The 23780-nt window shown below is 68.5% G+C and carries 23 protein-coding genes and 4 pseudogenes; 17 read left to right on the top strand and 10 right to left on the bottom strand.

The features are described 5' to 3' along the window. Window positions 1-254: 254 nt before the first annotated feature. Window positions 255-425: a Tn3 family transposase gene (locus ACIBP6_RS07265; protein ID WP_397049706.1), complete on the top strand. Its 171-nt coding sequence runs from the start codon at window positions 255-257 to the stop codon at window positions 423-425. A gap of 126 nt (window positions 426-551) precedes the next feature. On the opposite strand, the gene ACIBP6_RS07260 is transcribed toward ACIBP6_RS07265, so the two are convergent. After that, window positions 552-1499, bottom strand: a complete 948-nt coding sequence (locus ACIBP6_RS07260; RefSeq protein ID WP_397049704.1) for a LysR family transcriptional regulator — start codon at window positions 1497-1499, stop codon at window positions 552-554. 76 nt (window positions 1500-1575) lie between these two features. Here ACIBP6_RS07260 and ACIBP6_RS07255 point away from each other — a divergent pair, with 76 nt between their 5' ends. From ACIBP6_RS07255 to ACIBP6_RS07230, 6 genes and pseudogenes are all read left to right on the top strand, one after another. Further along, a complete protein-coding gene (locus ACIBP6_RS07255) occupies window positions 1576-2499 on the top strand; it encodes a zinc-binding dehydrogenase (protein WP_397049702.1) in 924 nt (307 codons plus the stop codon). Continuing rightward, window positions 2496-3476, top strand: a complete 981-nt coding sequence (locus tag ACIBP6_RS07250) for an alpha/beta hydrolase (RefSeq protein WP_397049700.1) — start codon at window positions 2496-2498, stop codon at window positions 3474-3476. The genes ACIBP6_RS07255 and ACIBP6_RS07250 overlap by 4 nt, the downstream gene beginning before the upstream one ends. Next, window positions 3473-4219 (top strand): SDR family NAD(P)-dependent oxidoreductase, encoded by a 747-nt coding sequence (locus ACIBP6_RS07245; RefSeq protein WP_397049698.1) that lies wholly within the window; start codon window positions 3473-3475, stop codon window positions 4217-4219. Before ACIBP6_RS07250 ends, ACIBP6_RS07245 begins: the two co-directional genes overlap by 4 nt. 192 nt (window positions 4220-4411) lie before the next feature. Continuing rightward, the gene (locus tag ACIBP6_RS07240; protein WP_397049696.1) at window positions 4412-5353 is read left to right on the top strand and encodes a tyrosine-type recombinase/integrase; all 942 of its coding nucleotides are present in this window, start codon (window positions 4412-4414) and stop codon (window positions 5351-5353) included. Between the two features lie 642 nt (window positions 5354-5995). Further along, window positions 5996-6139 (top strand): annotated as a pseudogene (locus ACIBP6_RS07235) (hypothetical protein); the annotation flags it as partial. A 187-nt stretch (window positions 6140-6326) separates the two neighbouring features. Beyond that, a pseudogene (locus ACIBP6_RS07230) lies at window positions 6327-6440 on the top strand (MarR family transcriptional regulator); the annotation flags it as partial. 218 nt (window positions 6441-6658) lie between these two features. Here ACIBP6_RS07230 and ACIBP6_RS07225 read toward each other — a convergent pair. Continuing rightward, complete coding sequence (locus ACIBP6_RS07225; protein WP_397049694.1) at window positions 6659-7498, bottom strand: SDR family NAD(P)-dependent oxidoreductase; 840 nt, start codon at window positions 7496-7498, stop codon at window positions 6659-6661. Beyond that, window positions 7495-8400, bottom strand: coding sequence for an SDR family NAD(P)-dependent oxidoreductase (locus ACIBP6_RS07220; protein WP_397049692.1), 906 nt, complete (start codon window positions 8398-8400; stop codon window positions 7495-7497). The genes ACIBP6_RS07225 and ACIBP6_RS07220 overlap by 4 nt, the downstream gene beginning before the upstream one ends. 55 nt (window positions 8401-8455) lie before the next feature. Between ACIBP6_RS07220 and ACIBP6_RS07215 the strand changes: the two genes are divergently transcribed. Beyond that, window positions 8456-9028 carry a TetR family transcriptional regulator gene (locus ACIBP6_RS07215; RefSeq protein ID WP_397049690.1) on the top strand — a complete coding sequence of 191 codons (573 nt, stop codon included), beginning with the start codon at window positions 8456-8458 and terminating at the stop codon, window positions 9026-9028. 314 nt (window positions 9029-9342) lie between these two features. Here ACIBP6_RS07215 and ACIBP6_RS07210 read toward each other — a convergent pair whose 3' ends face one another. The 3 genes from ACIBP6_RS07210 to ACIBP6_RS07200 all read right to left on the bottom strand — a co-directional run bounded on the left by ACIBP6_RS07210 (window position 9343) and on the right by ACIBP6_RS07200 (window position 12108). Next, window positions 9343-10425 carry a hypothetical protein gene (locus ACIBP6_RS07210; RefSeq protein WP_397049688.1) on the bottom strand — a complete coding sequence of 361 codons (1083 nt, stop codon included), beginning with the start codon at window positions 10423-10425 and terminating at the stop codon, window positions 9343-9345. Window positions 10426-10945: 520 nt separating this feature from the next. Then, on the bottom strand, window positions 10946-11497 hold the full coding sequence (locus ACIBP6_RS07205; RefSeq protein WP_397049686.1) for a GNAT family N-acetyltransferase: 552 nt from the start codon (window positions 11495-11497) through the stop codon (window positions 10946-10948). Next, the gene (locus ACIBP6_RS07200) at window positions 11494-12108 is read right to left on the bottom strand and encodes a class I SAM-dependent methyltransferase (protein WP_397049684.1); all 615 of its coding nucleotides are present in this window, start codon (window positions 12106-12108) and stop codon (window positions 11494-11496) included. Before ACIBP6_RS07200 ends, ACIBP6_RS07205 begins: the two co-directional genes overlap by 4 nt. Before the next feature lie 77 nt (window positions 12109-12185). Here ACIBP6_RS07200 and ACIBP6_RS07195 point away from each other — a divergent pair, with 77 nt between their 5' ends. The 3 genes and pseudogenes from ACIBP6_RS07195 (at window position 12186) to ACIBP6_RS07185 (ending at window position 13699) form a co-directional block, all read left to right on the top strand. After that, on the top strand, window positions 12186-12650 hold the full coding sequence (locus ACIBP6_RS07195; RefSeq protein ID WP_397049682.1) for a MerR family transcriptional regulator: 465 nt from the start codon (window positions 12186-12188) through the stop codon (window positions 12648-12650). 316 nt (window positions 12651-12966) lie between these two features. Then, window positions 12967-13278: pseudogene (locus ACIBP6_RS07190) on the top strand (MmyB family transcriptional regulator); the annotation flags it as partial. 220 nt (window positions 13279-13498) lie between these two features. Continuing rightward, the gene (locus ACIBP6_RS07185) at window positions 13499-13699 is read left to right on the top strand and encodes a hypothetical protein (RefSeq protein ID WP_397049680.1); all 201 of its coding nucleotides are present in this window, start codon (window positions 13499-13501) and stop codon (window positions 13697-13699) included. A gap of 294 nt (window positions 13700-13993) precedes the next feature. Here the strand turns inward: ACIBP6_RS07185 and ACIBP6_RS07180 are convergent, their stop codons facing one another. Next, window positions 13994-15064, bottom strand: a complete 1071-nt coding sequence (locus tag ACIBP6_RS07180) for a hypothetical protein (RefSeq protein WP_397049678.1) — start codon at window positions 15062-15064, stop codon at window positions 13994-13996. A gap of 1072 nt (window positions 15065-16136) precedes the next feature. Between ACIBP6_RS07180 and ACIBP6_RS07175 the strand changes: the two are divergent. Continuing rightward, window positions 16137-16298, top strand: a pseudogene (locus ACIBP6_RS07175) (LysE family transporter); the annotation flags it as partial. Here ACIBP6_RS07175 and ACIBP6_RS07170 read toward each other — a convergent pair. Continuing rightward, window positions 16268-16822, bottom strand: a complete 555-nt coding sequence (locus tag ACIBP6_RS07170) for a histidine kinase (RefSeq protein ID WP_397049676.1) — start codon at window positions 16820-16822, stop codon at window positions 16268-16270. The pseudogene ACIBP6_RS07175 and the gene ACIBP6_RS07170 sit on opposite strands and share 31 nt — an antisense overlap. Window positions 16823-16833: 11 nt before the next feature. Further along, complete coding sequence (locus ACIBP6_RS07165) at window positions 16834-16980, bottom strand: hypothetical protein (RefSeq protein WP_397049674.1); 147 nt, start codon at window positions 16978-16980, stop codon at window positions 16834-16836. 186 nt (window positions 16981-17166) lie between these two features. Between ACIBP6_RS07165 and ACIBP6_RS07160 the strand changes: the two genes are divergently transcribed. Then, window positions 17167-18180 carry a lysostaphin resistance A-like protein gene (locus ACIBP6_RS07160; protein ID WP_397049673.1) on the top strand — a complete coding sequence of 338 codons (1014 nt, stop codon included), beginning with the start codon at window positions 17167-17169 and terminating at the stop codon, window positions 18178-18180. Between the two features lie 345 nt (window positions 18181-18525). Here the strand turns inward: ACIBP6_RS07160 and ACIBP6_RS07155 are convergent, their stop codons facing one another. After that, window positions 18526-19176 (bottom strand): TetR/AcrR family transcriptional regulator, encoded by a 651-nt coding sequence (locus ACIBP6_RS07155; RefSeq protein ID WP_397049671.1) that lies wholly within the window; start codon window positions 19174-19176, stop codon window positions 18526-18528. Between the two features lie 52 nt (window positions 19177-19228). Between ACIBP6_RS07155 and ACIBP6_RS07150 the strand changes: the two genes are divergently transcribed. The 4 genes from ACIBP6_RS07150 to ACIBP6_RS07135 all read left to right on the top strand — a co-directional run bounded on the left by ACIBP6_RS07150 (window position 19229) and on the right by ACIBP6_RS07135 (window position 23717). Then, window positions 19229-20083, top strand: coding sequence for an alpha/beta fold hydrolase (locus ACIBP6_RS07150; protein WP_397049669.1), 855 nt, complete (start codon window positions 19229-19231; stop codon window positions 20081-20083). Next, entirely contained in the window at window positions 20080-21447 is a 1368-nt protein-coding gene (locus ACIBP6_RS07145) for an MFS transporter (protein ID WP_397049667.1), read from the top strand. Before ACIBP6_RS07150 ends, ACIBP6_RS07145 begins: the two co-directional genes overlap by 4 nt. A 79-nt stretch (window positions 21448-21526) precedes the next feature. Further along, on the top strand, window positions 21527-22066 hold the full coding sequence (locus ACIBP6_RS07140) for a DUF1772 domain-containing protein (RefSeq protein WP_397049665.1): 540 nt from the start codon (window positions 21527-21529) through the stop codon (window positions 22064-22066). Between the two features lie 103 nt (window positions 22067-22169). After that, window positions 22170-23717 carry a carboxylesterase/lipase family protein gene (locus tag ACIBP6_RS07135; protein WP_397049663.1) on the top strand — a complete coding sequence of 516 codons (1548 nt, stop codon included), beginning with the start codon at window positions 22170-22172 and terminating at the stop codon, window positions 23715-23717. Window positions 23718-23780: the final 63 nt, after the last annotated feature.

The following is a 23780-nucleotide window of genomic DNA, read 5'->3' as shown; positions in this document are numbered from 1 at the left end:
GCGTAGCGCAAACGGTCCGGATGCGGGCAGCCTGACTGTAGCCCGCCGACAGCGGCTGCGGCCGCCGGGCACCAGCGCCAGGAGGCTGGGAGCAGGGCCGGTGAGCCAGCGTGGGCGGGCGTGTAAGTTCCGGAGGTCTATGGCCGGGCCGACGGTGTCTCATGAGCTTCAGGCGTGACGGCGTGCTGACCGGGGCCGATCGTGAGCACGCCGAGGTGTCCATGCTCACCTTGCACCTGCTGTAGTCCTCGTTGGTGTTCATTAATACCCAGCTCCTTCAGGCCGTTCTGCGAGGTCCGCAGTTGGCCGGCAAGCTGACGGAGGAAGACCGGCGAGCCCTCAGCTCGCTGTTCTGGGCTCATGTGAACCCCTACGGCCGGTTCCGGCTGGACATGGAGACCCGGCTCGATCTCACCGCGGCGTGAGCGGACCTCCGGGCGGGACGGTGCGATGGTTCTGGCGCCACCTCATGTTTCTGCGCCGCCTACTAACTACGCGATCGCCTTCACTCGCACGTGGCCCGTGAGCCGACCAGGCTCCTCATGATGTAGTCAATGCGCTGGCGTCCGTGCTGTGGCGTTCGGTAGCCAATCGCGGGTGGGATCGTGTTCCAGCCACCGGTTGTGCTCGGCCTCCGTCACAAAGGCGCTTGTCAAGGTGTCCAGCAGTGGGTGGCCGCCGTTGTCGCGCCAGAGCAGTGACCAGGCGTACAGCGGTGTGGGGTCGATCAGCGGGATCGAGCGGATCGCCGGGTGCGGCGGGAGGGGTATGTCTGCGGGCAGCAGGCTGAAGCGGTGCATGTCGGCTGCCAGATCGGCCAGGAAGTGGTCCAGTCCCAGGTTCGTGCCTTCGGCGTGCTGGTGGATGCCGAAGGCCATGGCGAAGCGGTGCAGGAAGTCCAGTCGGTGGAGCGCGCCGGGGGTCCACAGTACGCCGTCGCGCAACTGCGCCGGACGGATCGCGGGCGCGTTCGCCAGCGGATGATCGGCGTGGAGGATGGCGTCCACGGGTTCCAGCCGTACCAGGCGATGGGTCAGCCCGGCGGGCAGCGGCGCGTGGACGCGGCCGAAGGCGGCGTCGATGTCGCCGTGCAGCAGCGCGGTGATCACCGACGGAAGGTCTCGGCCGTGGCCCAGTTCCAGCCGCGGCTCGCCGGTCGTCACCTGGGCCAGGGTGCGCATGGGCGCGTACAGGTGGCCCCACACGTCGATCCGTAGCGGGCGGTGTGTGTCCAGCACAGCCGCCACGGCCAGGTCGGCAGCGGCCAGCGCCTGCCGGGCGGGCTTCAAGAAACGCTGGCCGGCCTCGGTGAGGCGCACCCCCTGGCCGCCGCGGTCGAGCAGGCGCCTGCCGAGCGTGGACTCCAGGCGGGCGATCCGTTTGGACAGGGCCTGCTGGGAGATCGACAATTCCTCGGCCGCGTGGCCGAAGTGCAGCTCTTCTGCCGCCTGTACGAACGCGCGCACCTGCGCCAGGTCCAAGTCCACGGCTGTCACCATAGGCGACAACCTATGGTTGTCGGCTCCTCGCGTCCGTTGTTGGCTCAGGCGATCCGCTCGCCGGTTTCATGGCCGCATGCGTAGATTGATCCCTACGGGAGATGCCTCGCGGCCGGTGGAGTTCGCCCAGGCCGCGCAGCCCGTGCCCGCCCCGGACGAGGTGCTGATCAAGGTTGAGGCGTTCTCCCCGAATCGGGGGGAGACGTTCCTGCTGGAAACGCCGGAGCCCGGTCTGCAGCCGGGCAAGGACGTCGCAGGACTGGTCGTGCAGGCCGCCGCCGACGGCTCGGGCCCACCGGCCGGCAGCCGGGTGGTGGGCCATCCACCCATGGGCGGCTGGGCCGAGTACGCGGCCGTGCCTACCCACTCGATCGCCGTCCTACCCGACGGGCTCGCCACCGTGCAGGCGGCCGCCCTTCCACTGGCCGGGATCACCGCGCTGCGGCTGCTTCGCACTGCCGGAGCCATGACGGGCAGGCGACTGCTGCTGACCGGCGCCTCCGGCGGAGTGGGCCACTACCTGACCGAGCTCGCCGCCGCAGCCGGGGCGGAGGTGACCGCGGTGACCGCCACGGCAGAGCGCGGCGCGCGCCTGCGCGAGCTGGGCGCCGCCGCGATCGTGCACGACGCGGACGAGACGGACGGGCCGTTCGACGTGGTGCTGGAGTCCACCGGCGGCAACGCGCTCCCGGCTGCGCTGGCCCGGCTGGCGCCAGCTGGCCTGCTGGTGTGGTTCGGGCAGGCCAGCCGTACCCCTGCGACGGTGAACTTCTTCGACCTGCTGGCCGGGCCGCAGAACGCCGTGATCCGGCACTTCCACTACGCGGGCACGCCGTACGGTCCTGACCTGGCCACCCTGGTACGTCTGGCGGCCGGCGGGCGGCTGCACCCCGAGATCGGCCGCACCGCCGACTGGAGCCGGACCGCCGACGTCCTAGTCGACCTGCGGGAACGCCGGATCCGCGGCAAGGCCGTCCTGACGATCGGAGCATCGCGATGAGCGCCGCGGACTTCGCCGCCGCCAACCTGTCACGCGCCACCGGAGCCGGGCTGGACCCGCACGAGTACCTGCGCGTCACCGGCGAACTGACGGACCTGGACCAGTGGGGCGAGGCTTTCATGCGCGCCGCACGAGAGCACTTGGCGCGCGCCGGGCAGGCGGCCACGGCGATCTCAACGGGCGAGCACCTCCGGGCGGCGGCGCGCTGGTTCCACTTCGCCACCCTGGGACCGAACCGCCAGAACGCGCTCGCGGCGGCCGAGGCCGACACCGCCATGAGGCGGGCGCTGGAGTTGCTGGAGCCGCCGGCGCGCCGGATCGAAGGGCCGGGCTTCACCGGCTGGTTGCGCGGCCCAGCCGATGCCGCCGCGACGGTGGTGGTGGTTCCGGGGCTGGACTCCGGCAAGGAGGAGTTCCACGACCTCGTCACCGCCCTGCTGCGCCGGGGCCTGGCCGTGTTCGCCATGGACGGGCCGGGACAGGGCGCGCTCGCCGCCACCAGCACCGTCCGCGCCGACTACCACCACGTGATCGGTCAGGTCATCGACACACTCGGCCCGCGGAACGTGGGACTCGTCGGGCTCAGCCTCGGCGGCTACTACGTCGCAGAAAGCGCTGCCCGGGAGTGCCGCGTCGCGGCCGCCGTCACCGTCAGTGGCCCCTTCCGGCTGCACTGGGACGTCCTGCCACCTCCCGTACGGGATCTCCTCATCCAGCGGGCCGGTGGCGAAGAAGCGGCCCGCCGCTTCGCCGGCCAGGTGGACCTGTCCGCCCTCGCCCCGCAGATCACCTGCCCGCTGCTGATCATCGACGGCGGCCAGGACGTCATCCCCGGCGTGACCAACGGCGAGCCGCTGGCCTGCCTGGCACCGCACGGGCGCTACGTGTCCCTGCCACATGGCGACCACCTGCTCGGCAACGCCCGCCCCGACTGGCTGGCCATGGCCGTCGACTGGATCTCTGGAGCACTCGCATGACACGCTTCACCGACAAGACCGCCCTGATCACCGGCGGCACGAGCGGCATGGGACTGGCCGCCGCACACCGCCTCATCGCCGAGGGCGCCCACGTGATCGTCACCGGCCGCACCCGGCAACGCGTGGACCAGGCCACCGCCGTGCTCGGCCCGCGCGCTCTCGGCGTGGTGGCGGACGCAACCGACCTCAAGGCTCTGGACGCCCTGATGAACACGATCAGGACGCGCTTCGGCAGGCTGGACGTCGTCTTCGCCAACGCCGGAGTGGGCGCCTTCGCACCCTTCGCCGATATCACCGAGACCGACTTCGATCACACCGTCGACGTGAACTTCAAAGGCGTGTTCTTCACGATCCAGAAGGCCTTGCCGCTGATCGCCGAGAACGGCTCCATTGTCATCAACGCCTCCTGGACCCTGCACCGCGGCAACGGCATTCTCACGCTGTACTCGGCTACCAAGGCGGCCGTGCACAACCTGGCCCGCACCCTTGCGGCGGATCTCGCACCCCGGGGCATCCGCGTCAACTCGATCAGTCCCGGATACATCGACACACCGATGTATCCCGCTGCGGCGTTGAGCGAGACGGAGACTGCGGCCATCACCGGTCGTATCGCGGCGGGGAGGTTCGGGCAACCGGAGGAGATTGCCACAGCAGTGGCGTTTCTCGCCTCCCGTGAGGCGTCCTACATCAATGGCCAGGACCTGGTCATCGACGGTGGCCTTGTGAATGCGATCCTTGCCTGATCACCGCCGGCCCTCGTAGACATGGGGCGGTTGATCTTTCCTCTCATGTACGCGATAATCGTCTATTATCACGTACATGAGCGATCATGGCGGCGCGACGACCTGGAGAACGTCTCGCCGGGGCGGTGCGCGACTCCCGCACGTTATCCGGTACATCGCCCAGACCGACGCGACGACCACTGGGCGGCCGGCATGAGCGCCGCACCGAAGATCACCGCCCTGCGCGGTGGAGACGTCAGCCTCGCCGCGGCCGCCGACGCCTTCCTCGCCACCCCGCGCACGGCCAACCCCAACACCCACCGCGCCTACGCTTCCGCCATCGACCGCGTCATCGACCGGCTGGGCCGCGACCGGCCGCTGGCGGAGGTGGCCGACGCCGAGATTGGCAGCGCACTCGCCGAGCTGTGGGGAGCGAGCGCGCCGGCGACCTGGAACCGCAACCGCGCCGCCATCACCTCCTGGCTCACCTGGTGCCAGACCAAGAAGCACTGGGTCGCACCGTCAGTCCCGGCCGACGCCGAACGCCGCAAAGAAACCGCCGACGAGACCCGCGCGGTCGCCAAGACCACGATCCACCGGCTGCTCTCGCGCCGGGACATCCCCCTTCGCGAGCGGGCGCTGTGGCGCATGCTCTACGAGACGGCGGCCCGGGCCGCGGAGATCCTGGCGCTGAACGTCGAGGACCTCGACTTGGAGCACCGCCGCGCGTCTGTGCGGGCCAAGGGCGGCGCCGTCGAGTGGGTGTATTGGGACCGCGGCACCGCGCACCTGCTGCCCCGCCTGCTCCGGCTCCCGGACGGCAGTGCCCGTACGCACGGCCCGCTGTTCCTGTCCGAGCGGCGTCCGGTCCCGGCCCGTCGGCCCGGTCCCGGCGACATCTGCCCGCACACCGGCCGCGCCCGCCTCGGCTACGACCGCGCCCGCGTCCTGCTGGAGAAGTACGCCGGCCTCGATCTGCACCAGCTGCGCCACAGCGCCGCCACCCACCTCGGCGAAGCCGAGATCCCCCTGCAGCTCATCATGGGCAAGACCCGGCACAAGAACCCCCGCACCGCCATGCGCTATGTCAAACCCGGCACTGAGGCCATCGCCAAGGTCACCGAGGTGCTGGCGCCCCGCCGCCGTACCCACTGATCAACTGAGTGGCGGCTCGCCGTAGCTATAGGAGTTCCGGGCCGTGTCAACGGATGTGACAGTAAGCCCGGCTCGCCGTTCCGCTCCTACTGGACGGCCAGACCCAGCCTGAGATCGCGCCGCCTCGCCAGACGCATTCGATCGCGACGATGGAGGAGGGCGGGGGAACATCCAGGTAGCCGAGGCCCAGGCCGGATCCGTCCGCGTCGCGGATGTATAACTGCGGCCGCGCCGGCAACCAAGCGAGAGCTGTGCCTGGTAGTCCAGCTATGTCCTGTGCCCCGGCAGTGCCTGTGCCTCGGCGCGCATCGCGCCGAGGCACAGGTCACGCGGTGGCGCGCCTCAGCTTGACCACCCTCGCAGCAGGGCCCTGGCCGCACTTTGGTCAGCAGGGGTCGACGCCGTCGATGTAGTTGTTGTACGGGCTGCCCCACAGAGAACGTTCCTCATAGGCCTTGCTGGTGAACTTCTGCGCCCAGTAGGAAGATCATCCTCTGCGCCCACTGAACGTTCTCACGATCCGTGACGGCACCACGCAAAGATCGCCAGAGTCAGTTTCAACGAGCGCCATCAACGCCGAAGCGGGCGCCGGCCGGGGTGTCAGCCCCGAGGATCTGGGCCGCGCGTTGCGATGCGGCGATCATGGTCGTCGTTCTGCTGCATGGCCGTGAGGGTGGAGCGGACCCAGAGCTTGTCGTCAACGACGTAGCGCTCGCGGCGCCCAGGCTCACCAACGAGGACCGTCAGCAGACCGCTGCCGGGCTGGCCGAAGGGCTCGGCTACACAGAGATCGGCCGCTGTCTCAGGCGGCCCGCCTCCACCATCATGCGAGAGGTCACCCGCAGCGGGCGCAGGAGGCCACCCAGCAGCAGGCCCACCGGCACCGCCGGTTGGCGACAGCAGCCATGGGCGCGATCCCCGGGCGGTTCAGGACCTCACCGAATCCTTCGCCACGCTCCCCGAACAGCAGGGCATGCCCCGGATGACGGCCAGGGTGCTGGCCTGCCTGTACGTCACCGACTCCGGCAACCTCACCGCCGCCGAATTGGTCCATCGGCTGGGCGTCAGCCCCGCATCGATCTCACAGACCGTCGCCTTCCTCGAACAGCAGGGACTCATCAAACGGGAACGAACCCCCGGCGATAAAGTGGGTGAGCCGTTTGTCTATTTGCGTGTGATGACGATGGCGAGAGTCTGCCCGGGGAGGTGGGTCCGGCACTCGCCGGGTAGCGAGCACCAGGTGCCGTCCGCTGCTGATCGCCTTGAGGTGGTCCCTCCATATGGAGATCGCCGGGCCGCGAGCGATCAGCTGGGCAGGATCGGCTCCGTGGCGTCTGTCAGGCGCTGGGTGAGGCGATGCAGGCGTATCGCCTGCTCACGGTCGAACGCGCTGCCGTCGAGGGAGAGGCGGCGCTTGGTGAAGTAGGCACTGAACGCCTCGGCCGGTGGATCGTCCAGGAGAGTCGTCATGGGCGTGATGGCTTTGGCGACGGAGGTGGCCAGCAGCGGGAAGGTCGCCTTCACCAGCGCACGCAGAGGCGGGGGGAGGTGCGTAGGCATTCCGGTCGAGACGACGCCGGGGTTGTAGCCGACGTAGCGGACCGCACCGCCGTACAACTCGCCGAAAGCCATGCCGAGAAGGTCGTTGGCGCGGAAAGACTGCAGCGTGGCGCGGGTGCCGTTGTAGCGGCGGGTCAGTTGCAGGTCGTCCCAGTGGATGCGGCCCAGGGGGACGCCCGGTGTGCCCACGTTCATGATGACGGGGCGGGGCGCGAGCGTCATCAGGTCGTGCAGGCCGTGGCTGAGGATGTGCCTGCTGAGGTAGGCCAGAGCGAAGCTGTGCTCGAAACCCTCGTGGGTGGTGGCGCGGGACCCGAAGAGCCGGTAGCGCTGGGCGCACAGGACGAGCGTGTCCAGCGAGGCGCACGTGGCCTTGATCGTGGCGAGAAGGTCCTTGGTCGCCGCGACCGAGGTGAGATCGGCGCGCACGAACGCGGCGTTCTCGCTGGCGGCCTCTGCCAGGAATGCCTCGCCCTTGGCAGGGGTGCTGCCGACGGCTATGACACGCGCCCCCTGGTGCAGGTAATGCAGGGCCAGGCCCTTGCCGATTCCGTCGGTGCCGCCGGTGATGACGACGGTCCTCATGCCTTGCCTCCCACGCTCTGCGGGCTCAACGAGGTGCACAGGTCCCAGACGGCGTTGCGGTTGCGCGGATCGAGGACGCTGGCCGGCCACGGCCGGTGGCGGCAGCTGCTGTCGAAGTAGGCGCCGGTTATGCCCTCCACCTCGGGGCTGGAGGCTAGGTAGACGCTCGGACGGGCGGACCTGGCCAGGTCCGCAAGGAACAGCGGCGCGATGACCTTCAGCACCAGGGGCGCGATGGGCCGGTAGAGCTTCGGGAACGCCTTGATCGACGTCGATCTGTTCATCGGGGTGTAGCCGTGCCCCGGGTAGACCACGTTGACGCAGACGCCGGTGCCGGACAGTTCCGTGGCCAGTCGATGGGTCATCGCCATCGTCATTGTCTTGGTGTGGTTGTACTGGCTGAACGTCCATCCCATGAAACGCTTCTCTGCTTGCAGGTTGTCTCGCTCGATCGGGCCGCCGGGTATCCCGCCGGTGACGTTGACGATCCGCGCGCTGCCTGCCTGGCGCAGCTGCGGCAGCAGCAGGCGGGTGAGGGTGAAGGGCGCGAGCACATGGGCGGCGAAGGTCTTCTCCACGCCGTCGGCCGTGAGCTGCCTGGCTGGCGGGTTCACGCCCACGTTGTTGACCAGAACGTCGAGCTGATCGGTGCGTTCGGCGATCTGCGAAGCCAGCTTGGCGAGGCCGTCCAGGGTGGTGACGTCTGCGACGAGCGCCTCGATCCGGTCATGTCCCGCGTCTCGTCTGAGCTCGGTCATGGCCTGACGGCCCTCCACCGGGTCCAAGCCGACGAGGATGACCGAGGCTCCTCGCATGGCGAGGCCGCGGGCGATCTCCTTGCCGATCCCGCCGGTGCTGCCCGTGATCACAGCAGTCTTTTCCTGCATGACATCTCCATCCATTTCTGTCACTTGGTGTCAGCTTATACATCTGATGCCACTGTGTACACTCGGTTGCGTGACAGGATTGAGAGAGCGCACCAGGCGAGCGGTCACCATGCAGCTCGCCGACGTGGCCATGGAGCTATTCACCTCACGCGGGTTCGACGAGACCACGGTCGAGGACATCGCCCAGGCAGCGGGCATCTCCAAACGCAGCTTCTTCCGCTACTTCCCCACCAAGGAGGACGTGGTCTTCGAGGGCGTCCACGCGCTGGGCGACGACATCGTCGAGGAGCTGTCCGGACAGCCCTCCGACCTCGGACCGTGGGAGGCACTGCATGCCGTACTGCGGGACTGGAGTCAAGAGATCACCGACGAACGCCACCGGCTAATCGCGTCGACGCCAGCGTTGCGTGCCCGCTTCCACCAGACACGTGATGACATCCGACGGCAGTTCGCCGACGTCGTCCAGCGGAAGTTCGGGCTCGACGTCCTCGCCGCCGAACTCGTCACGGCCTGCGCGGCGGCTGCCCTCGACTCCGCCTCCCGCGAGTGGCACCGCCTGGGCGGAAAGACCGAGCGCGCTGAGCTCGTCGACCGGGCCTTCGCCCTCGCCCGCCCTGCTTGCTGCCCGGCCCCGGGCGCCTGATCCGGGCAGCATCGGCTTTCCAGACGAAGGTCGTCGAGACATCCACGCCTACCCCAGGATTGTGCGAAGAGAGGCACGCCGAATTGAGCGACGGCCCCATCGCCCTGGACACGCCGCTCGAAGATCGGAGAAATTGTCACGGCCGGTAGACCACGATCTACTAGGCGACCAGAAAGCACGATCACGAACCGCAATCGTGCTTTCTCACACAGCTACTTTGGAGCCGGGGACCGCTTCTGGAGCGGAGGGCCGTGATTTCCCAGAGTTCGGGCGAACTGAAGGTTCCTCACGCTGAACCCAGGGCTCTTCAGGCTTCATGGACGATTTTGACCCTTGGGTTCGTCTCGACTGGCGGGGTCCTGTTCCTCCGCGGTACTCGTCAAGAGCCGCTGGGCGGCGTCGGCGTAGCGGATGGCGGTCTTGGGATCGAGGCCGAACACCGCGGCAAGGTGGAGAGGGTCCGGGCCGTTTGTCAGAGCCTCGTCGAGTTGGCGATGGACGCGGAGCCGTTCCAAGGTAGCGGTGTGGCCGCGGAAGGAGTCGGTGAGATGGACCTTGCTGACCGGGCCGGTCTCCATCGCGGTCTGCTGGTTGATGATCAGATGCGGGTTGGCGGTGTTGGGCCAGCGGGTGCGCCGGTGCTCCAGCCAGTCGCAGAGCATGTGGTGGGTGAGGTCGTCCAGGGGCCGCGTCCGTCCGGCGATGGTGAGGCGCCGGTTGCCGAGGTCGACGTCGTCGAGCTGGAGTTCACGGATCATCTTCGGGCGAGCGGCATGGACAGCTGACAGCACCACGACGAGCCGGTCCAGGGGCTTGGTGGCAACCTTCACCACGTCATTGATCTCCTCAACCTGCAGGGGTAAGGCCAATTTGCGGGGCTTCTCGCCGACCCGCAGCCGGGCGGTGGGATCTCGGAAGATGGTGCGAGTCTTCTTGCAGTGGCGAAACAGGGACCGCAGGACGCTAAGCGTGTGATGTCGCTCGTGACCAGTGAGAGCGTCGATTACTGCGAGGATGCCGTCGCGAGTCACCTCCCGCAGGTGGTCATAGCGTTCGGACCAGGTCAGCAACGAGGGGCGCACGGCGCGCAGGTAGGCCCACACGGTTTCAGGGCTGCGAGGCCGCGATCGGGGACCACCTTCTCGCAGGGTTCGGAGCCAGTGCTCAACCTCGGCGTGGATGGCTGGGGCCAGATCGGCGAGGCTGCGCTCCAGCCAGGACTCGAAAGCTGGGATGCGGTCGTCTTCCACCAGGCCGATCTGGTCGAGGACCTCGACGGTGCGTTCGACGCTCAATCCATAGGCGCGCAGTACCGGGAACAGCTCGGAGTGGCGGATCTTGTCACCGTCGGCGGTGCTGAGCAGGATGACCAGGCCGCGGTCGACATCGCTGAGCACTCGGCCGGTCCAGCCGCGTGCCTCGCCGATGGCCTGGGCGGCATTGCGTGCCCGGACCAGCCAGGGGTTGGTCGGGTTGGCGTGTCGGCGCCGGTCGAAGCGGCCGAAGTCTCTGCGGGCCTCGATCTGCAGCTTGAGCTGGATCCGGGGGTCGGAGAGATTTGGAACGGAATCCGGCGTTAACGGGGTTCTTCCAGGTCAGCAGGCCCCCGCCGCTGTGATCATCTGGCGGTACGGGCTAACCCACAGATCCCGCGCGAGCGACGTCATCGTCCGATCCGGTCTCGACAACGCCACCGCATCGGCCGGCGCCGCCGGGTCCGCGCCGGGCTGTACGAGAGCCGCGAGTTGCTGGACGATCCCGGGGCGAAACGCGTACAGCTTTCTGAGGTCGCCCGTCCGGCCCTGACCATGGAGCGCGACAAGTCGAGGTCTCCGATCTCGGAGAACCGCCTTGCCCGCGATCACGGTGCATGAGCTGGTGACTGCTCTTACCGCCGGGCAGGTCCCGATCCCCCTTTCACTCAGCGCGGTGATGCCGCCAGGTGTGGAGGGGATGTCGGCTGCCTGCCCGGGTGAGGGGGAGGGCGTCGGTGGGTGCGAAACCGGCGCTGTGGGCTACGGCGACGCTGCCCCGGTTGTCCTGGGCGATGCGTAGGAGGACGTGATCCATTCCCAGGACGTCGTACGCGTAGCTGGTGATCAGCTGCACTGCGCGGGTGGCCAGGCGTCGTCGGCGGTGCCGAGGGCCGACGGCGTAGGCGAGTTCGGCCTCGCCGGGGCTCCCGGTTCGGAAGAGCAGGATCTCGCCCATCGGTGCGTCACCGTCGGCGGTGATGGCTAGTTGGACGTACAGGCCATCGGAGCGGCGCTGCCGGGCCTGGGCCAGGTAGGCGCGGGCGGCCTCCTTGTCGAAGGGGAAGCGCAGCGGGGTCCAGAGGCCGACCTGAGGGTCGTTGAACAGCTCGACCATCACGGGCAGGTCGTCATCGGTCCACTCCCGCAGGACGAGTCCGAGACCGGTGAGGCAGATGTCGGCGGGCAGGGCGGCCGGGATGTCGTCGGCGCTCATGACGGCATCCCGGCCGGGTTGTCGGCGAGAACACAGGCTGCGGGCGGGTCGATGTCGAGGATCTCGACCCGGGGGTGGGCGAAGCCGGCCTCGGTGAGCAGGTCCTGGAGCTCCTGGGCGGCCCGGCCCGTGGTGTCTCTGTCGGCGCCGGGACATCGGGGCTGGCTGACGAGCGCGATGCGTCCGCCGGGGCGGAGCAGGCCACGTAGCTGGCGGAGCCGTTCGACGGGGCTGGGCCAGAACCCCAGGGAGTTAACGGCGAGGATGGCGTCGAGCGGATGGTCGAAGCCCGGCAGCCGGTCCACGGACGCGTGCGTGAGGTGGACGCGGTGAGCCCGGACGGCGGCGGCGTTGCGCCGGCGGGCCTGGCCGACCATGACCTGTGAGTGGTCGACACCGTAGACGTGGCCCCGGGTGGCCAGGCGGGCGAGCTCGGCGATGGCGAGGCCAGGGCCGAAGCCGACCTCCAGTACCCGGTCCGTGGGCTGGATGTCGAGCAGCCGTACCGCCCAGATGTTGCGCTGCCGGTTGGAGCCGCGATGGGCCATGAACCAGCCGACCACCCGCCCGGCGACGCCTCGGGGATAGTGGAACTGTCGCACTACTTTCATGAGTGCGCGTTGCTTGAGTCCTGCGTCTGCTGTCGGCATGTTCGCAAGTCAACGGCTTCAAGTATGCTTGAAGTCAAATGGGCGAGCAGCTGACGATTGGTGAGCTGGCGAACCGCGTGGGGGTCGCCACCTCCACGCTGCGCTACTGGGAGGATCTCGGCCTGCTGCCCCCGCCGGCCCGAAGCGCGGGGCAACGGCGCTACTCATCGGCGACGGTCGGCCAGGTCGGCGTCATCCTCCTGCTGCGCGACGCCGGCTTCACCCTGCGCGAGATCAACGAGCTCGTCGCCCGCCGTCCACCGGCCGGTGAACCGCCGGTGTCCGGGCTGCGGGAGCCGTACCGGCGCAAGCTTGCCGAGCTGGACGAGCGGATCGCCAAGGCGCAGGTGGCGCGCGAGGCCATCGCCCACGCACTGGCCTGTCCGCACGACGACGTCTTCGAGTGCCCCACCTTCGCCCGCATACTCGCGGCGCGGCTGGAAGGGGCATCGCTCCAAGAGGCGCATGAATGCCTGTCCAGGGTCGCCATCGACGGCAGCTGAACCCGCCGCCTGACCAAGCAATACAGAGCTCAAGATCGACTCATTGTGGGTTTCGGGCTTATGTGGGCCGACCCCCCTCAGGCTGCGCCTGGGGCGACTACCTCGACGACCCGCCAGCCGCACATCTCGGCCTGGCCTACCCCCGAGCCGCGATCAGTCGCCAACCCCGGCGATCCGGCGCGTGAGGCGGTCAGCCGCGCGGCGCATCGCCTTCCCTGAGATGGCCAGACTCGCGACCACACAAAATGACAACAGCTACTCAGCGTTACTTTGCGGCTGGTGACGCGGACCCGAGCGAGGGGCCTGCAACAAGGACCTCACCGACCTGATCGGCGAGCTGTCCACCCACAGCGACGACTTCCGCACCCGCTGGGCACAGCACAACGTCCGACTGCACCACGCCGGCACCAAGACCTTCCACCACCCCGCGATCGGCGACCTCACCCTCGCCTACGAATCCATCGACCTGCACGCCGACCCCGGCCTGAACCTCACCGTCTACACCGCTGCCCCCGACAGCCCCTCCCACGACGCCCTGCGCCTGCTCGCCAGCTGGGCCGCCGCTCTCGAAACCGTTCCCCACCTCACACAGGGAGATCAGCACCGGCCTAGCCAGAACCAGCGGTAACGGCCACGCTGACCACGCCGATCAGCTCGTCCCGCCACAGGTCGGGCAGCCGCCGCTAGGACGGTGCTGCCGCACCCGGCGGGTGCGGCGTAGGAAACACCGGCCCCATGCTGGCGACGTTGCTGACCGACGGCTGTCCGAATCCGACCTCAGCTCGCAGCCGGGTCAGCAGCACCTGCGGTTGCGGTTCGTGTCGACATCGTGTCCTGCCACCCGGCCCATGAAGGCGAGCCCACCGCAGCCCACCTCCTGGCGGTGCCAGGCCAAGAAGCACTGGGCTGCCCCCTCGGTCCCGTCCGACGTCGAACGCCGCAGGGAGAGCGCCGACGAGACCCGCGCGGTCGCCAAGACCACGATCCACCGGCTGCTGTCGCGCCGCGACATCCCGCTGCGGGAGAGGGCGCTGTGGCGAATTCTGTAGGAGACCGCCGCACGAGCCGCCGAGATCCTCGCGCTGAACGTCGAGGACCTCGATCTGGAACACCGCCGCGCCCCCGTCCGGTTTAAGGGCGGCGCCGTCGAGCGGGTGTACTGCGTCGCGGCGCAGCAGTACTGCGGGCAAGGACAACAGGCGCTGGGTGACCGCGTACACCGTGGACAAGATCACGAGACGTGATCGCAGGCGAGTAGAGTCGGTCACTCGCGCCCCCAGCCCCTGCCGCCCCGAACGAACGCCTCTGCGATGCGAGTGCTTCGAGTTCCTGAGCCCCACAGGTCATCCGCCCTGCAGGCGTAGCTCCGCCGCGACCGCGCGTTCCCGCAGCTGGGCCGCCTCCGCGCGGGCCGCCTCCAGCTCGGCCCGCAGATCCTCCAGCCGTACGCGCTCCAGCCGCAACTCCCCCTGAAGCCGATCGTTTTCCTTGGTGGCAGCTTCGGCGCGCGACTTCTCCCGCGTGACGACTTTCCGCTCCCGGGACAGCGCCGCGGCCGCCTCCGCCTCGACCTGCGCCACCTTCCCGTTCAGCCGCTGGACCTCGTCCGCCGCCCGCGCGGCCTCCCCCAGCGCCACAGCACGATCACGTTCGGCCTCGGCCGCCGCGCGCTCCGCGTTCACCGCCCTCTGCACGGCTCTGTCGCGCTCCTGCGCCGCCGCCCCGGCCCGCGCGTCCGCGCCGACCACCTCACGTTCGGCCTGCTCACGCGCCCGAACCGCCGCCGCCGTCTCCTCCCGGACGCGATCACGTTCCCGGCGCGCCAACTCGGCGTCCTCCTCAGCCCGTACGGCCTGCGCCCGCGCCTCCTCCACCCGCCGTTCGGCCAGCTCCACCCGCTCGGCCAGCTCCCGAACCGCCTGATCCCTGGCCTGGCGCGCCATCTCGGCCTCGTGAGCCGACTCCTCGGCCCGCCGTTCGGCCAGCTCAGCCTTTCGCTGCGCCTCCTCGGCGGTCTGCAACGCCTGCCTCTCCGTGCTCGCCGCCTCGCGCAACGCGGCCAGCGCCTGCTCGCGTGCGCGCTCGGCGTCGGCCAGCGCGGTCTCCCGTTCGTTCTGGGCCTCTTCCAGCCGTTCCCGCATCTCGGCGGTCTGCCGGCGGGCATGCTCGGTGGCCTCGCGCGCCAGCCGTACCTGCTCGAACGCCTGCTCCCGCTCCGTACGGGCGATCGCGACGCGCGTGTGCGCCTCGGCCTGCACCGCGCTCAGCTTGGCCTCGACCCCTGCCGGGCTCAGCTCCTCGGCCAGCGCACGGGCGAGCGGCTCGATGGCCGCGGCCAGCCCGCTCTCCATCCGGTCGTACAGCTGCTCGGCCCTGGCCAGCGCGCCCTCCAGCCCCGGGGTGGCGCGCCGCAACTCCCGCTCCCGCTTGGCCGCCGCCTGACAGTCCTTCTCCGGACAGTACGCCTTCGGCCGCCCTCTCCCCCGCCGCTGCTCAATCGGCGCACCACAGTGCTTACAGGGCGTAACGACACTGCTCTCCACGGTCACGAGATCACTCTACCATTTTTGATTTTCCAGAAAATCAAAATCAAAAAAATGGATCCGTTGCGCAGCTGGAAACCCCGCCCAACTTGCGAGAAGGCAGAATTCCCGCAAGTAATCCGGAAGCGCGATCCAACCTGATCGGACAGCCCGGTGCGAATCTGCTGTCCTGTCTCACGAGACCTGGCGTGCGTGCGGATTGCCACGAAGCTGTCCTGGCGTTATGCCACTTGATGTCAGTGGGAGTGCCACGAGGTGTCAGCAAGATCCTTTAGGGAGGCCGCCTTGAGGGAACGCCCTCGCGGTGCCCAGAGGCTATTTTTTGCAAGTGAGTGCCATGTTCAGGGTGGAAGCCGCGTCGTAGGGGACCTTCCCCCGCTTGGTGGACACGCTGATACTGGATCTTGCTTGTTCCAGAGGAAGCGAGACACCGCCGATGGCGTTGAAGGACTACTCGGATGAGTTCAGGGCCGAGCCGTGACCTTGTACGAGTCCACCGAGGGGGCGACCTACAAAGGCATCGCCGCCAACTTGGGCGTAAGCCGTGGCAGAAGCCCTCCTGCGCGAGCAGCGATCCCGTCGCCCAGCTGATCAACCCGGAGGCGGGGCCCTTCCTGGCGTCACGGTGGCATCGGACTCATAGTCGTCACGCTTGCCATCCCTGTGTGCCGCCACCCAGCATCAGTGACTCCGCAGCGCGCCCGCGCGGTGCTCGCGTTCGGCCCGTCGCAGTCGGCGGAGTCCTTCGAGCGACACACGATCGTCGGTCGAGAAGTGCTGCGGCCGTGGCTTCAGTCTTGACTATGTCCTGAGAACACAGTTTCTACTACGGCCATGGCGATCGACTGGCCGGCCTTCCTGTTGGCATCCTTGACCACCTCCGTGATCCCGGGGAGCCAACCAGCTGCTGGGCCTTCGGAACGCGTGCCGAGAGGGGTCCCGGGTGGCGCTGGTCGCTGTAGGCGGCAGGCTGGCCGCGTTCGCAGTGATGATCGTGCTGGTCTGCGCCGGTCTCGGCACGCTGCTCTTGCAGTCCGAACGGCTGTTCACTGCCATCAAGTGGATCAGGGTTGCCTACCTCCTGTATCGCGGGGTGCAGACCCTGCGGTCGTCGTGGCGCGCGGAGCCAAGAGCCGAAAACGACGCGACGAAGCGCTTGCGCTCGACGACGTCGATGTCCGGTTCCAGGCGCAACAGCGCGGCCAGTGCGGAGCGGATCATGCCCTCGTCGTCGGCGAGCAGCACGCGGATCATCCGGCAACCTTTCCTTCGGCAGGGACTTCTTCGGCGGGGACCGCGCGGCGCGCAGCAGGCGACGGTGTTGGCGAGCTCGTCGCTCAGCGGGGCGGCGCGGAACCGGGTGGCCAGGTCGCGGGTGCCCTGCCGTGCGTCGTCGACGCTGGCGCGCGCGGCGCGTAGCTGTTCCATGCCCGCTTCGGGGGCGCGGGGCATGAGTCGTTCGGCGAGCTCGAGCTGGAGGGCGATGACCTGGAGGTGGTGCTCCTGCAGGTCGTGGACGTCCGTCGCCAGCCGTAGCCGCTCCTGGGTCGCGGCGAGCTTCGCCTCTGAGGCCCGGGCCCGGTCGAGGGTGACGAGCCCGTCCCACCACCACAGCGAGGAGACGGTCATGGCCGGAAGGATTACGAACAGGGGATCAGCTGGAACCAGTTCGTGTCGGCGCCCGGTCCAAAGGTGAGGCGGACGTCGATCACTGCCGGCGCGACGAGCAGGGCGCTCGACGCCAGCACCACGCGAAGGCGTACTCCCGGCGGCCAGTTCAGCAGCATGAGCACCTGGATCAAGGGGCAGGACGCCCACCACCCAGACGCCGGTGACGAGCCCGGCCGCGAGCGCCGCGCGAAGTTCCAGCACGCCTACGGCTACGGCGTACCGGCGCCGTATCGCTCGATCCAGCAGATGTTCCTGCCCCGCGCACACCCTGTTGACGCATGCCTTCCCCGAGGAGACACACCATGCCCCACCTGTTCGAGACCTCGTCCACCGCACGCTCGTCCGCCGACGGCTCGGAGGGTCAGCCCAGATCGGTCCCTGGAGGCACGCCGTATCACCTGGTGCTCGCGGGGGAGAAGCGCCGCATCGGTCGCGGCATCCTCGCAATAGTGCTGCTGCACGCCGGCCTGTTGGGCTTCGGCGCTGCTTTCACCCAGCTCGGGGGTCAGATCGACCTCCTGCTCGGGCGGGACAGCGTGGTGACGGGCGGTACGGAGTTCACGCCGGTCACGATGGCCACCGCCTATGCCTCCACCGCGCTGCTGATCCCCTGGAGCATGCTCATCCAGCGCTGGTTGTACGGCGTCAAGGGCGGTTCGCTCCACTCCGTCGTCGGGGCGTTCCGACCTGCGGTCCTCGGCCGCGCGATCCTCTTCCTTGCACCGGTCTGGGCGGTCTACATGACGGTTCTCGCCGCCCTGGAGCCATCCCCGGCAGGGAGCTGGGCGGTTGCCGACCTGCTGTTCATGTTCGCGGTCACGATCGTCATCGTTCCGCTGCAGAGCGCGGGCGAGGAGTACGGCTACCGCGGGCTGATCTTCCGGGTCGCCGGGAGCTGGGGCCGCGGACCGCGATCCGCTCTCACCCTGGGCGTCGTCGTCTCCGCCGTCCTGTTCGCCACGATCCACCTGTCCACCGACGCCTGGCTGAACCTCCAGTTCCTGGCTGTCGGTGTAGCGTTCGCGCTGATCACGTGGCGCACCGGCGGCATCGAGACCGCAGTCGTACTGCACGCTGCCAACAACGTCTTCGGGCTCCTGCTGGCGATGGCGCAGCACGCTGACCTCGGCGCCTTGACGGACCGCTCGTCCGGTGTCGGCTCCGTCGTCTACCTGACCCCGGTCGTTCTGCTGGCGGTCATCACCGCGGTGGTCTGGTACCGCACCCGCCGCGACGGGCCGGCAGTCACTCCCATGCGCGCGTCGAGCCAGGGCGCCATACCAACCGCCCACACAGGCGGCGCTGGAGCCCGCTGAATCACCCGAGGCGGGTACTTGCCGTATCGCCCTGTGGCCACGGCAGGTGTAGGACGGTGCTGGCGGCGGCCCGGAGAACTACTTCTTCGTGATGCGGCGCCAGGGTGGTTTCCGGCAGGGGGCAACGGCGAGCCCGTCCAGGACGATGAGCAGGTAGCGCGCACGAAGTCACCTGCCGCCCGCGGGCAGCACGCCCTCCTCCTCCAGAGTCGTGAGCCACGATTCCACGCGGTTGTGGGTGTGGCGTACCAGAGCCGCGTACCGCAGCGGGCCGCTGTTTGCGCGCGCCCTGGGTCACCGATGTGTTGTGCGCGGAGCGCCTCACCCGTGCGGAAAGCCTGACAGTCAGACCTCTTCTGGAGGCGCAATGATCAATCGCTCAGCTTGCGCTTGGGTGAGCGCCTCGATGAGTGGGCGGATGATGGCCACCATGTCACGCCGAGCAGCGTTCGGTTCGAGGGCGGCGCCGACGTAGAGCGCTGCCTCATCCGCCACGGCCAGCAGAAGGTGCGCGAGCGGCTTGACCGGGAGCGGCAGAAGCACGCCGTCGCGCACCCCTCGGGCGAGGACTCCCTCGATCAACCCCAGCACATTGGCCTGGCAGATGTCGCGCCAACGCGCCCAGCCCAGCACCGACGGCCCGTCGAGCAGCACGATCCGCTGCACCTCGGGTCGTTGGCAGGCTTCGAGCCAGCCCTCGGCGCTGCGCATCATCAACGAAACGAAGTCACCGGCAGCGTCGGCGTCGGCGAACATCTCGGCGGCGAGCTGCTTGGTGATCTCGCCCTCGACATCCGCGAGCACCGCGGCGAACAGCTCGGTCTTGTCGCCGAACTGATGATAGAGCGCGCCCCGGCTGACGTCCGCGTCGCGGACGATCGTCTCCGTCCCGACTCCGGCGAATCCATGTTCGGCGAACAGCCTCCTACCAGCAGCGATCAGGGCGGTACGTGTCGCGGCCGAGCGGTCTGCTTGCGTGCGGCGAGAAATTTGCATACAGTCTGTTCCTAAGTTTACATACAGGTTGTATCTATCTAAGGATAGTGGCATGACGACGATCGACCTGCCACAGGGCACCGTCAGCTATCGCATCGCGGGCCCAGCGAACTCGACCGCACCTCCGGTGGTCTTCGTCCACGCGTTCCTCGTCGACGGCTCGGTCTGGTCCGGCGTCGCCGACCACCTCGCCGCGCGAGGCATCCGCTCCTACGCACCCGACTGGCCGCTCGGGGCCCATCGCACGCCCCTGCGGCCCGACGCCGACCAATCTCCGCGCGGCGTCGCCCGGCAGATCCTGGCCTTCCTCGATGCCCTCGATCTGCGCGACGTCACGCTGGTCGGCAACGACACGGGGGGCGCGCTGAGTCAATTCCTGCTCGACATCGATGCCAGCCGGATCGGCAGGCTGGTGCTCACGAACTGCGACGCGTTCGACACCTTCCCGCCCTTCCCCTACAACGTCATCTTCCGCCTCCTGCGCGGCGAACTCCGGATGCGCCTCAACATGCAGCCCATGCGGTTGCGCGCCTTCCGCCACTCACCCCTCGGGCTCGGTCTTCTCGCCAATGAGCTGGATCCGGTCCAAACCAGGGCATGGATCGAGCCGAGCTTACGGAGCAAGAAGATCCGCCGGGACACGGTGCGATTCCTGCGAGCCGTCGATCCGAAGGACCTGCTCGACGTCTCCACCCGCCTGAAGGACTTCACAGGATTAGTGCAGATCGTATGGGGCGCCGCCGACCGCGCCTTCAAGCCCGCGCTGGGCCGGCGTCTGCAACGCGCGTTTCGCGACGCCTCGTTCGTCGAGATCCCTGGCGCACGGACCTTCGTGCACCTCGACGCCCCAACCGTGCTCGCCGACCACATCGTTGCCCTGTCATCGGATCAACCGGCACAGGAATGATGATCAGACCGCTCCCTCGCCGTCGAGAGCAACCCGCCAGGGCGCCTCCAAAGCCGAGGAGAAAGAGACCATGTCAGTCTCCGGCGGAATTCACGGGAACCGAACCAAGCAAGGCGAGCGGGTTACAGCTATTACGCGACAGTGCGGGATTTCGCTCGCTGTGGTCGGCACGAGTCATCTCGGTGGGCGGTGACGCGCTCAGCCTCGTCGCGCTGATGCTCCACGTCGCCGACACCATGGGGCAAGCGATCGCGGTCTCACTGTTGCTGCTTGTCGGCGATTTCGTTCCCTCGCTTCTCAGTCCGATCGCCGGCGCGATCAGCGACCGTTTCGAACTCAAACGGGTGATGATCGCATGTGAGCTGGCGCAGGGCATGGTGCTCCTGCTCATCGCTCTGTCGTTGCCGCCGCTCCCCCTGCTGTTGGTGCTGGTCGGGCTGCGCGCGATTGCGGGACAGGTGTTTCTGCCGGCCTCGCGCGCGGCGCTACCGGGGCTGGTTCGGGACAAGGACTTGGAGACCGCCAACGCCACGCTGGGGTTCGGCACCAACTCGGCCGAGGCTCTCGGCCCGCTGGCCGCGGCCGCGCTCCTTCCCTTCGTCGGAATACGGGGCGTCCTCCTGGTCGACGCCGTCTCATTCGTGCTTGCGGGCGCGGTACTGCTCAAGCTGCGGTCACTTCCCCCGGCACCCTCTCCCGAAGGATCGAAAGCTTCCCTCCTGGGGGATGCGAAGTCCGGGCTCGGCTACATCAGATCAGCCAAGGTGGTCAGGGTCATCGCCCTGGGTTTCTGCGCCATCGTGGCTTTCAACGGAGTGGACGATGTCGCTTTGGTTCTCCTGGCCACCGAATCCTTCGCGGCCGGCGAGTCGGCGGCCGGACTGCTTCTCGGCGCCGTCGGCATCGGGCTGCTCTTCGGGTACGCGCTGACGGCCCGTTACAGCGCTCGAATGTCCCTGGTGACCCTGCTGGTCGCCGGCTTCGCGGTGAACAGCGCAGGCAACCTCCTCACCGGGCTGGCCTGGGCCGCCGCCGCCGCGTTCATGACCCAGTTCATCCGCGGATTCGGCATCGCGGCGATGGACGTAGCCACCAACACCATGCTGCAGCGCCTGGTCCCTCAAGGAATGCTCGGCAGAGTCTTCGGCAACCTCTATGGAGCAATCGGAGTAGCCGCCGCGCTGTCATACATAGCAGGCGGGTTCCTGCTGGACGCCACTTCCGCACCGACAACACTTCTCATCGCCGGTGGCGGTGGCCTGCTGACCACCATGCTTGTCGCTTTTGCGCTGCCAGGAGTGCTGCGCAAGCACACTGCCGACTCGGATCCGGACGACACCGAGACGCGGAGCGTCACGCAGTGACGATCTGCCGGGGCCGGACGTGTTGCACTACCGATCCATACACCCACACCGGCTCCACAGGGGCCGAGAGGAGGCCGCGATGGCCGGCGACACCACCCGCAAGCCCACCAACGGACACCGAGGACGGAAGGTGCTGGGTGCTGCTGTGCTCGCTATGGGGCTGTCCGCGGGCCTCCTGTGCGCCTTCACGATCGCCGTCATGCCGGGTCTGACCGCGGCCGACGACCGGACCCTCGTTGATGCGATGCAACAGACGATCGTCAAGATCGAGAATCCGGCCTTCTTCCTCATCTTCCTCGGTGCTCCGGTGTTCGCCGCGGTCGCCTTGGTGCAGGCACGTCGCGCCGGCTCGGCCAAGGTCGCAGGCTGGATCGTCACCGGACTCGCCTTCTATACGCTGACGCTCCTGATCACCTTCACAGTCCACGTCCCGCTCAACTACGAGCTGAGGGATGCGGGTGACCCCTCCCGTATCCAGAACCTAGCCGCTGTGCGCGACGACTTCGTGACTCCCTGGGTCACCTGGGACATCGTCAGGACTCTTACCGCGACGGCGGCCTTCTGCTCCCTCATCTGGGCGCTCGTCCTGCGGGGCCCCACAGGGCGAGCCGAGCGATGACAATGTGCATACCTCCGCCGGGGTGCACGCGGCTACCCCCGTCGAGGGACGACCAGCCCGTCAGCACCGACCTATCAGGGGAGCCATGGTGAAACGATGGGGTGTGTTTGCTGCGGTACTGGCCACCGCAGTCGTGCTGCCACCAACGACGGTGAAGGTGAACGACGGCGGTGGCTCGGCCGACCGGGTGCTCACCACCGGCGGCTGGGTGAAGGGCGAGGTGACCGGGACCCATCGCAGCTTCCTCGGTATCCCGTACGCCTCTCCTCCTATCGGTCCGTTGCGCTGGGCGATGCCACATGCCGCGAAGCCGTGGGAGGGCCTACGCGACGCGACCCGGCCGGGGCCGCAGTGTCCGCAGCTCTCCAGTTCGCCGGAGCCCGCGGGCAGCGAGGACTGCCTCTATGTGAACGTGACGACGCCGCGTGAAGGGACGGGGAAGCTGCCGGTGCTCGTCTTCGTGTACGGCGGCGGGCTGATCAGCGGCTTCGGCGCCGCCTACGATCCGAAGCGGATGGTCGGCCAGGACGTGATCGTGGTCACGTTCAACTACCGGCTCGGTGCGCTGGGATTCCTGCGCCATCCGTCGCTGCGTGACCCGTATGCCGGGAACTTCGGGCTCGCCGACCAGCAGGCCGCGCTGCGCTGGGTGCGGAAGAACGTCGGGGCGTTCGGCGGCGACGACCGCAACGTGACGTTGTGGGGCCAGTCGGGCGGCGGGTACAGCGTGTGCGCCCAGCTGGCCGCGCCCGCCGCACGTGGCCTGTTCGACAAGGCCGTCGTGCAGAGCGCGCCGTGCGGCAATCCGATGAAGACCGAACAGGCCGCGGATCGGCATGGCCTCGCGTTCGCGGCCGAGCTGGGCTGCACAGATGCCACGACGGCTGAAGAATGCCTGCGCGGCAAGCCGGTCGGGGAACTGGTCCGGCGGTCCGACGCCGAAGAGCTCTTCGGCCAGGTGAGCCGGCACCGGGCGGACGTCTCGTGGTTCCCCGTCGCGGGCACGCCGGCGCTGCCCCTGCAGCCGCTCACCGCGATGCGGCTGGGGATGGCCGCCGACGTCCCGCTGATCCACGGCGGCACGAAGCACGAGCTGCGCAGCCTCGTCTGGCTGGTGTACGACCGCCAAGGCAAGCCGGTGACCGAGGCTGAGTACCCGCAGATCGTGACACGACTGTTCGGTCCTGAGAACGCGACACGCATCCTCGCCCTCTATCCCGCCAGCGGTTACCCCACCCCGAGCCTGGCGCTGGCCACCCTGCTCACCGACCACGGCGGCGTGGCCGGCACGTGCACCCAGCTACCGGCGATCGACGCGGCGGCGCGGCGCGCACCCGTGTACGCCTACGAGTACGCCCAGCCGGGCGAGCCGCTCCAAGGCTTCCCGTTCGGCGCCTCCCACGGGGCCGACCTCAGGTTCTTCCTCGACAACGAGCAGGAGGGCCCACCGCCCACCACGCCGGAGGAACAGGCCTTCGCCGAGCGGTTGATCGGCTACTGGACGGCGTTCGCCAGGACCGGCGATCCAGGTCCGCAATGGCCGGCATACCGGAGCGGCACATCGAAGGCACTGTCGATCGCCATCGAGCGGACCGGACCGGTGAACCTGGCCCGCACCCACCACTGCGGGCTCTGGAAGACGATGGACTGACGCTTCAGTTCGATCTCCGCAGCGGACGCCACCCCGGCCCGTCAGGGCCGGGTGTGCGGAAGT

The organism is Nonomuraea terrae (genome assembly GCF_044465245.1).
In the GTDB taxonomy this organism is placed as follows: Bacteria; Actinomycetota; Actinomycetes; order Streptosporangiales; family Streptosporangiaceae; genus Nonomuraea; species Nonomuraea terrae.
The sequence above is the reverse complement of the archived record's forward strand: the minus strand, read 5'-3'. Positions and strand labels throughout refer to the sequence as shown.

Excerpts from the sequence above, each read along its gene's own strand:
- ACIBP6_RS07260 (WP_397049704.1), bottom strand. The coding sequence starts at position 1,499 with ATGGTGACAGCCGTGGACTTGGACCTGGCGCAGGTGCGCGCGTTCGTA.
- ACIBP6_RS07255 (WP_397049702.1), top strand. The coding sequence starts at position 1,576 with ATGCGTAGATTGATCCCTACGGGAGATGCCTCGCGGCCGGTGGAGTTC.
- ACIBP6_RS07250 (WP_397049700.1), top strand. The coding sequence starts at position 2,496 with ATGAGCGCCGCGGACTTCGCCGCCGCCAACCTGTCACGCGCCACCGGA.
- ACIBP6_RS07245 (WP_397049698.1), top strand. The coding sequence starts at position 3,473 with ATGACACGCTTCACCGACAAGACCGCCCTGATCACCGGCGGCACGAGC.
- ACIBP6_RS07240 (WP_397049696.1), top strand. The coding sequence starts at position 4,412 with ATGAGCGCCGCACCGAAGATCACCGCCCTGCGCGGTGGAGACGTCAGC.
- ACIBP6_RS07225 (WP_397049694.1), bottom strand. The coding sequence starts at position 7,498 with ATGAGGACCGTCGTCATCACCGGCGGCACCGACGGAATCGGCAAGGGC.
- ACIBP6_RS07220 (WP_397049692.1), bottom strand. The coding sequence starts at position 8,400 with ATGGATGGAGATGTCATGCAGGAAAAGACTGCTGTGATCACGGGCAGC.
- ACIBP6_RS07205 (WP_397049686.1), bottom strand. The coding sequence starts at position 11,497 with ATGAGCGCCGACGACATCCCGGCCGCCCTGCCCGCCGACATCTGCCTC.
- ACIBP6_RS07200 (WP_397049684.1), bottom strand. The coding sequence starts at position 12,108 with ATGAAAGTAGTGCGACAGTTCCACTATCCCCGAGGCGTCGCCGGGCGG.
- ACIBP6_RS07195 (WP_397049682.1), top strand. The coding sequence starts at position 12,186 with ATGGGCGAGCAGCTGACGATTGGTGAGCTGGCGAACCGCGTGGGGGTC.
- ACIBP6_RS07185 (WP_397049680.1), top strand. The coding sequence starts at position 13,499 with ATGAAGGCGAGCCCACCGCAGCCCACCTCCTGGCGGTGCCAGGCCAAG.
- ACIBP6_RS07170 (WP_397049676.1), bottom strand. The coding sequence starts at position 16,822 with ATGACCGTCTCCTCGCTGTGGTGGTGGGACGGGCTCGTCACCCTCGAC.
- ACIBP6_RS07165 (WP_397049674.1), bottom strand. The coding sequence starts at position 16,980 with ATGCTGCTGAACTGGCCGCCGGGAGTACGCCTTCGCGTGGTGCTGGCG.
- ACIBP6_RS07160 (WP_397049673.1), top strand. The coding sequence starts at position 17,167 with ATGCCCCACCTGTTCGAGACCTCGTCCACCGCACGCTCGTCCGCCGAC.
- ACIBP6_RS07155 (WP_397049671.1), bottom strand. The coding sequence starts at position 19,176 with ATGCAAATTTCTCGCCGCACGCAAGCAGACCGCTCGGCCGCGACACGT.
- ACIBP6_RS07150 (WP_397049669.1), top strand. The coding sequence starts at position 19,229 with ATGACGACGATCGACCTGCCACAGGGCACCGTCAGCTATCGCATCGCG.
- ACIBP6_RS07145 (WP_397049667.1), top strand. The coding sequence starts at position 20,080 with ATGATGATCAGACCGCTCCCTCGCCGTCGAGAGCAACCCGCCAGGGCG.
- ACIBP6_RS07140 (WP_397049665.1), top strand. The coding sequence starts at position 21,527 with ATGGCCGGCGACACCACCCGCAAGCCCACCAACGGACACCGAGGACGG.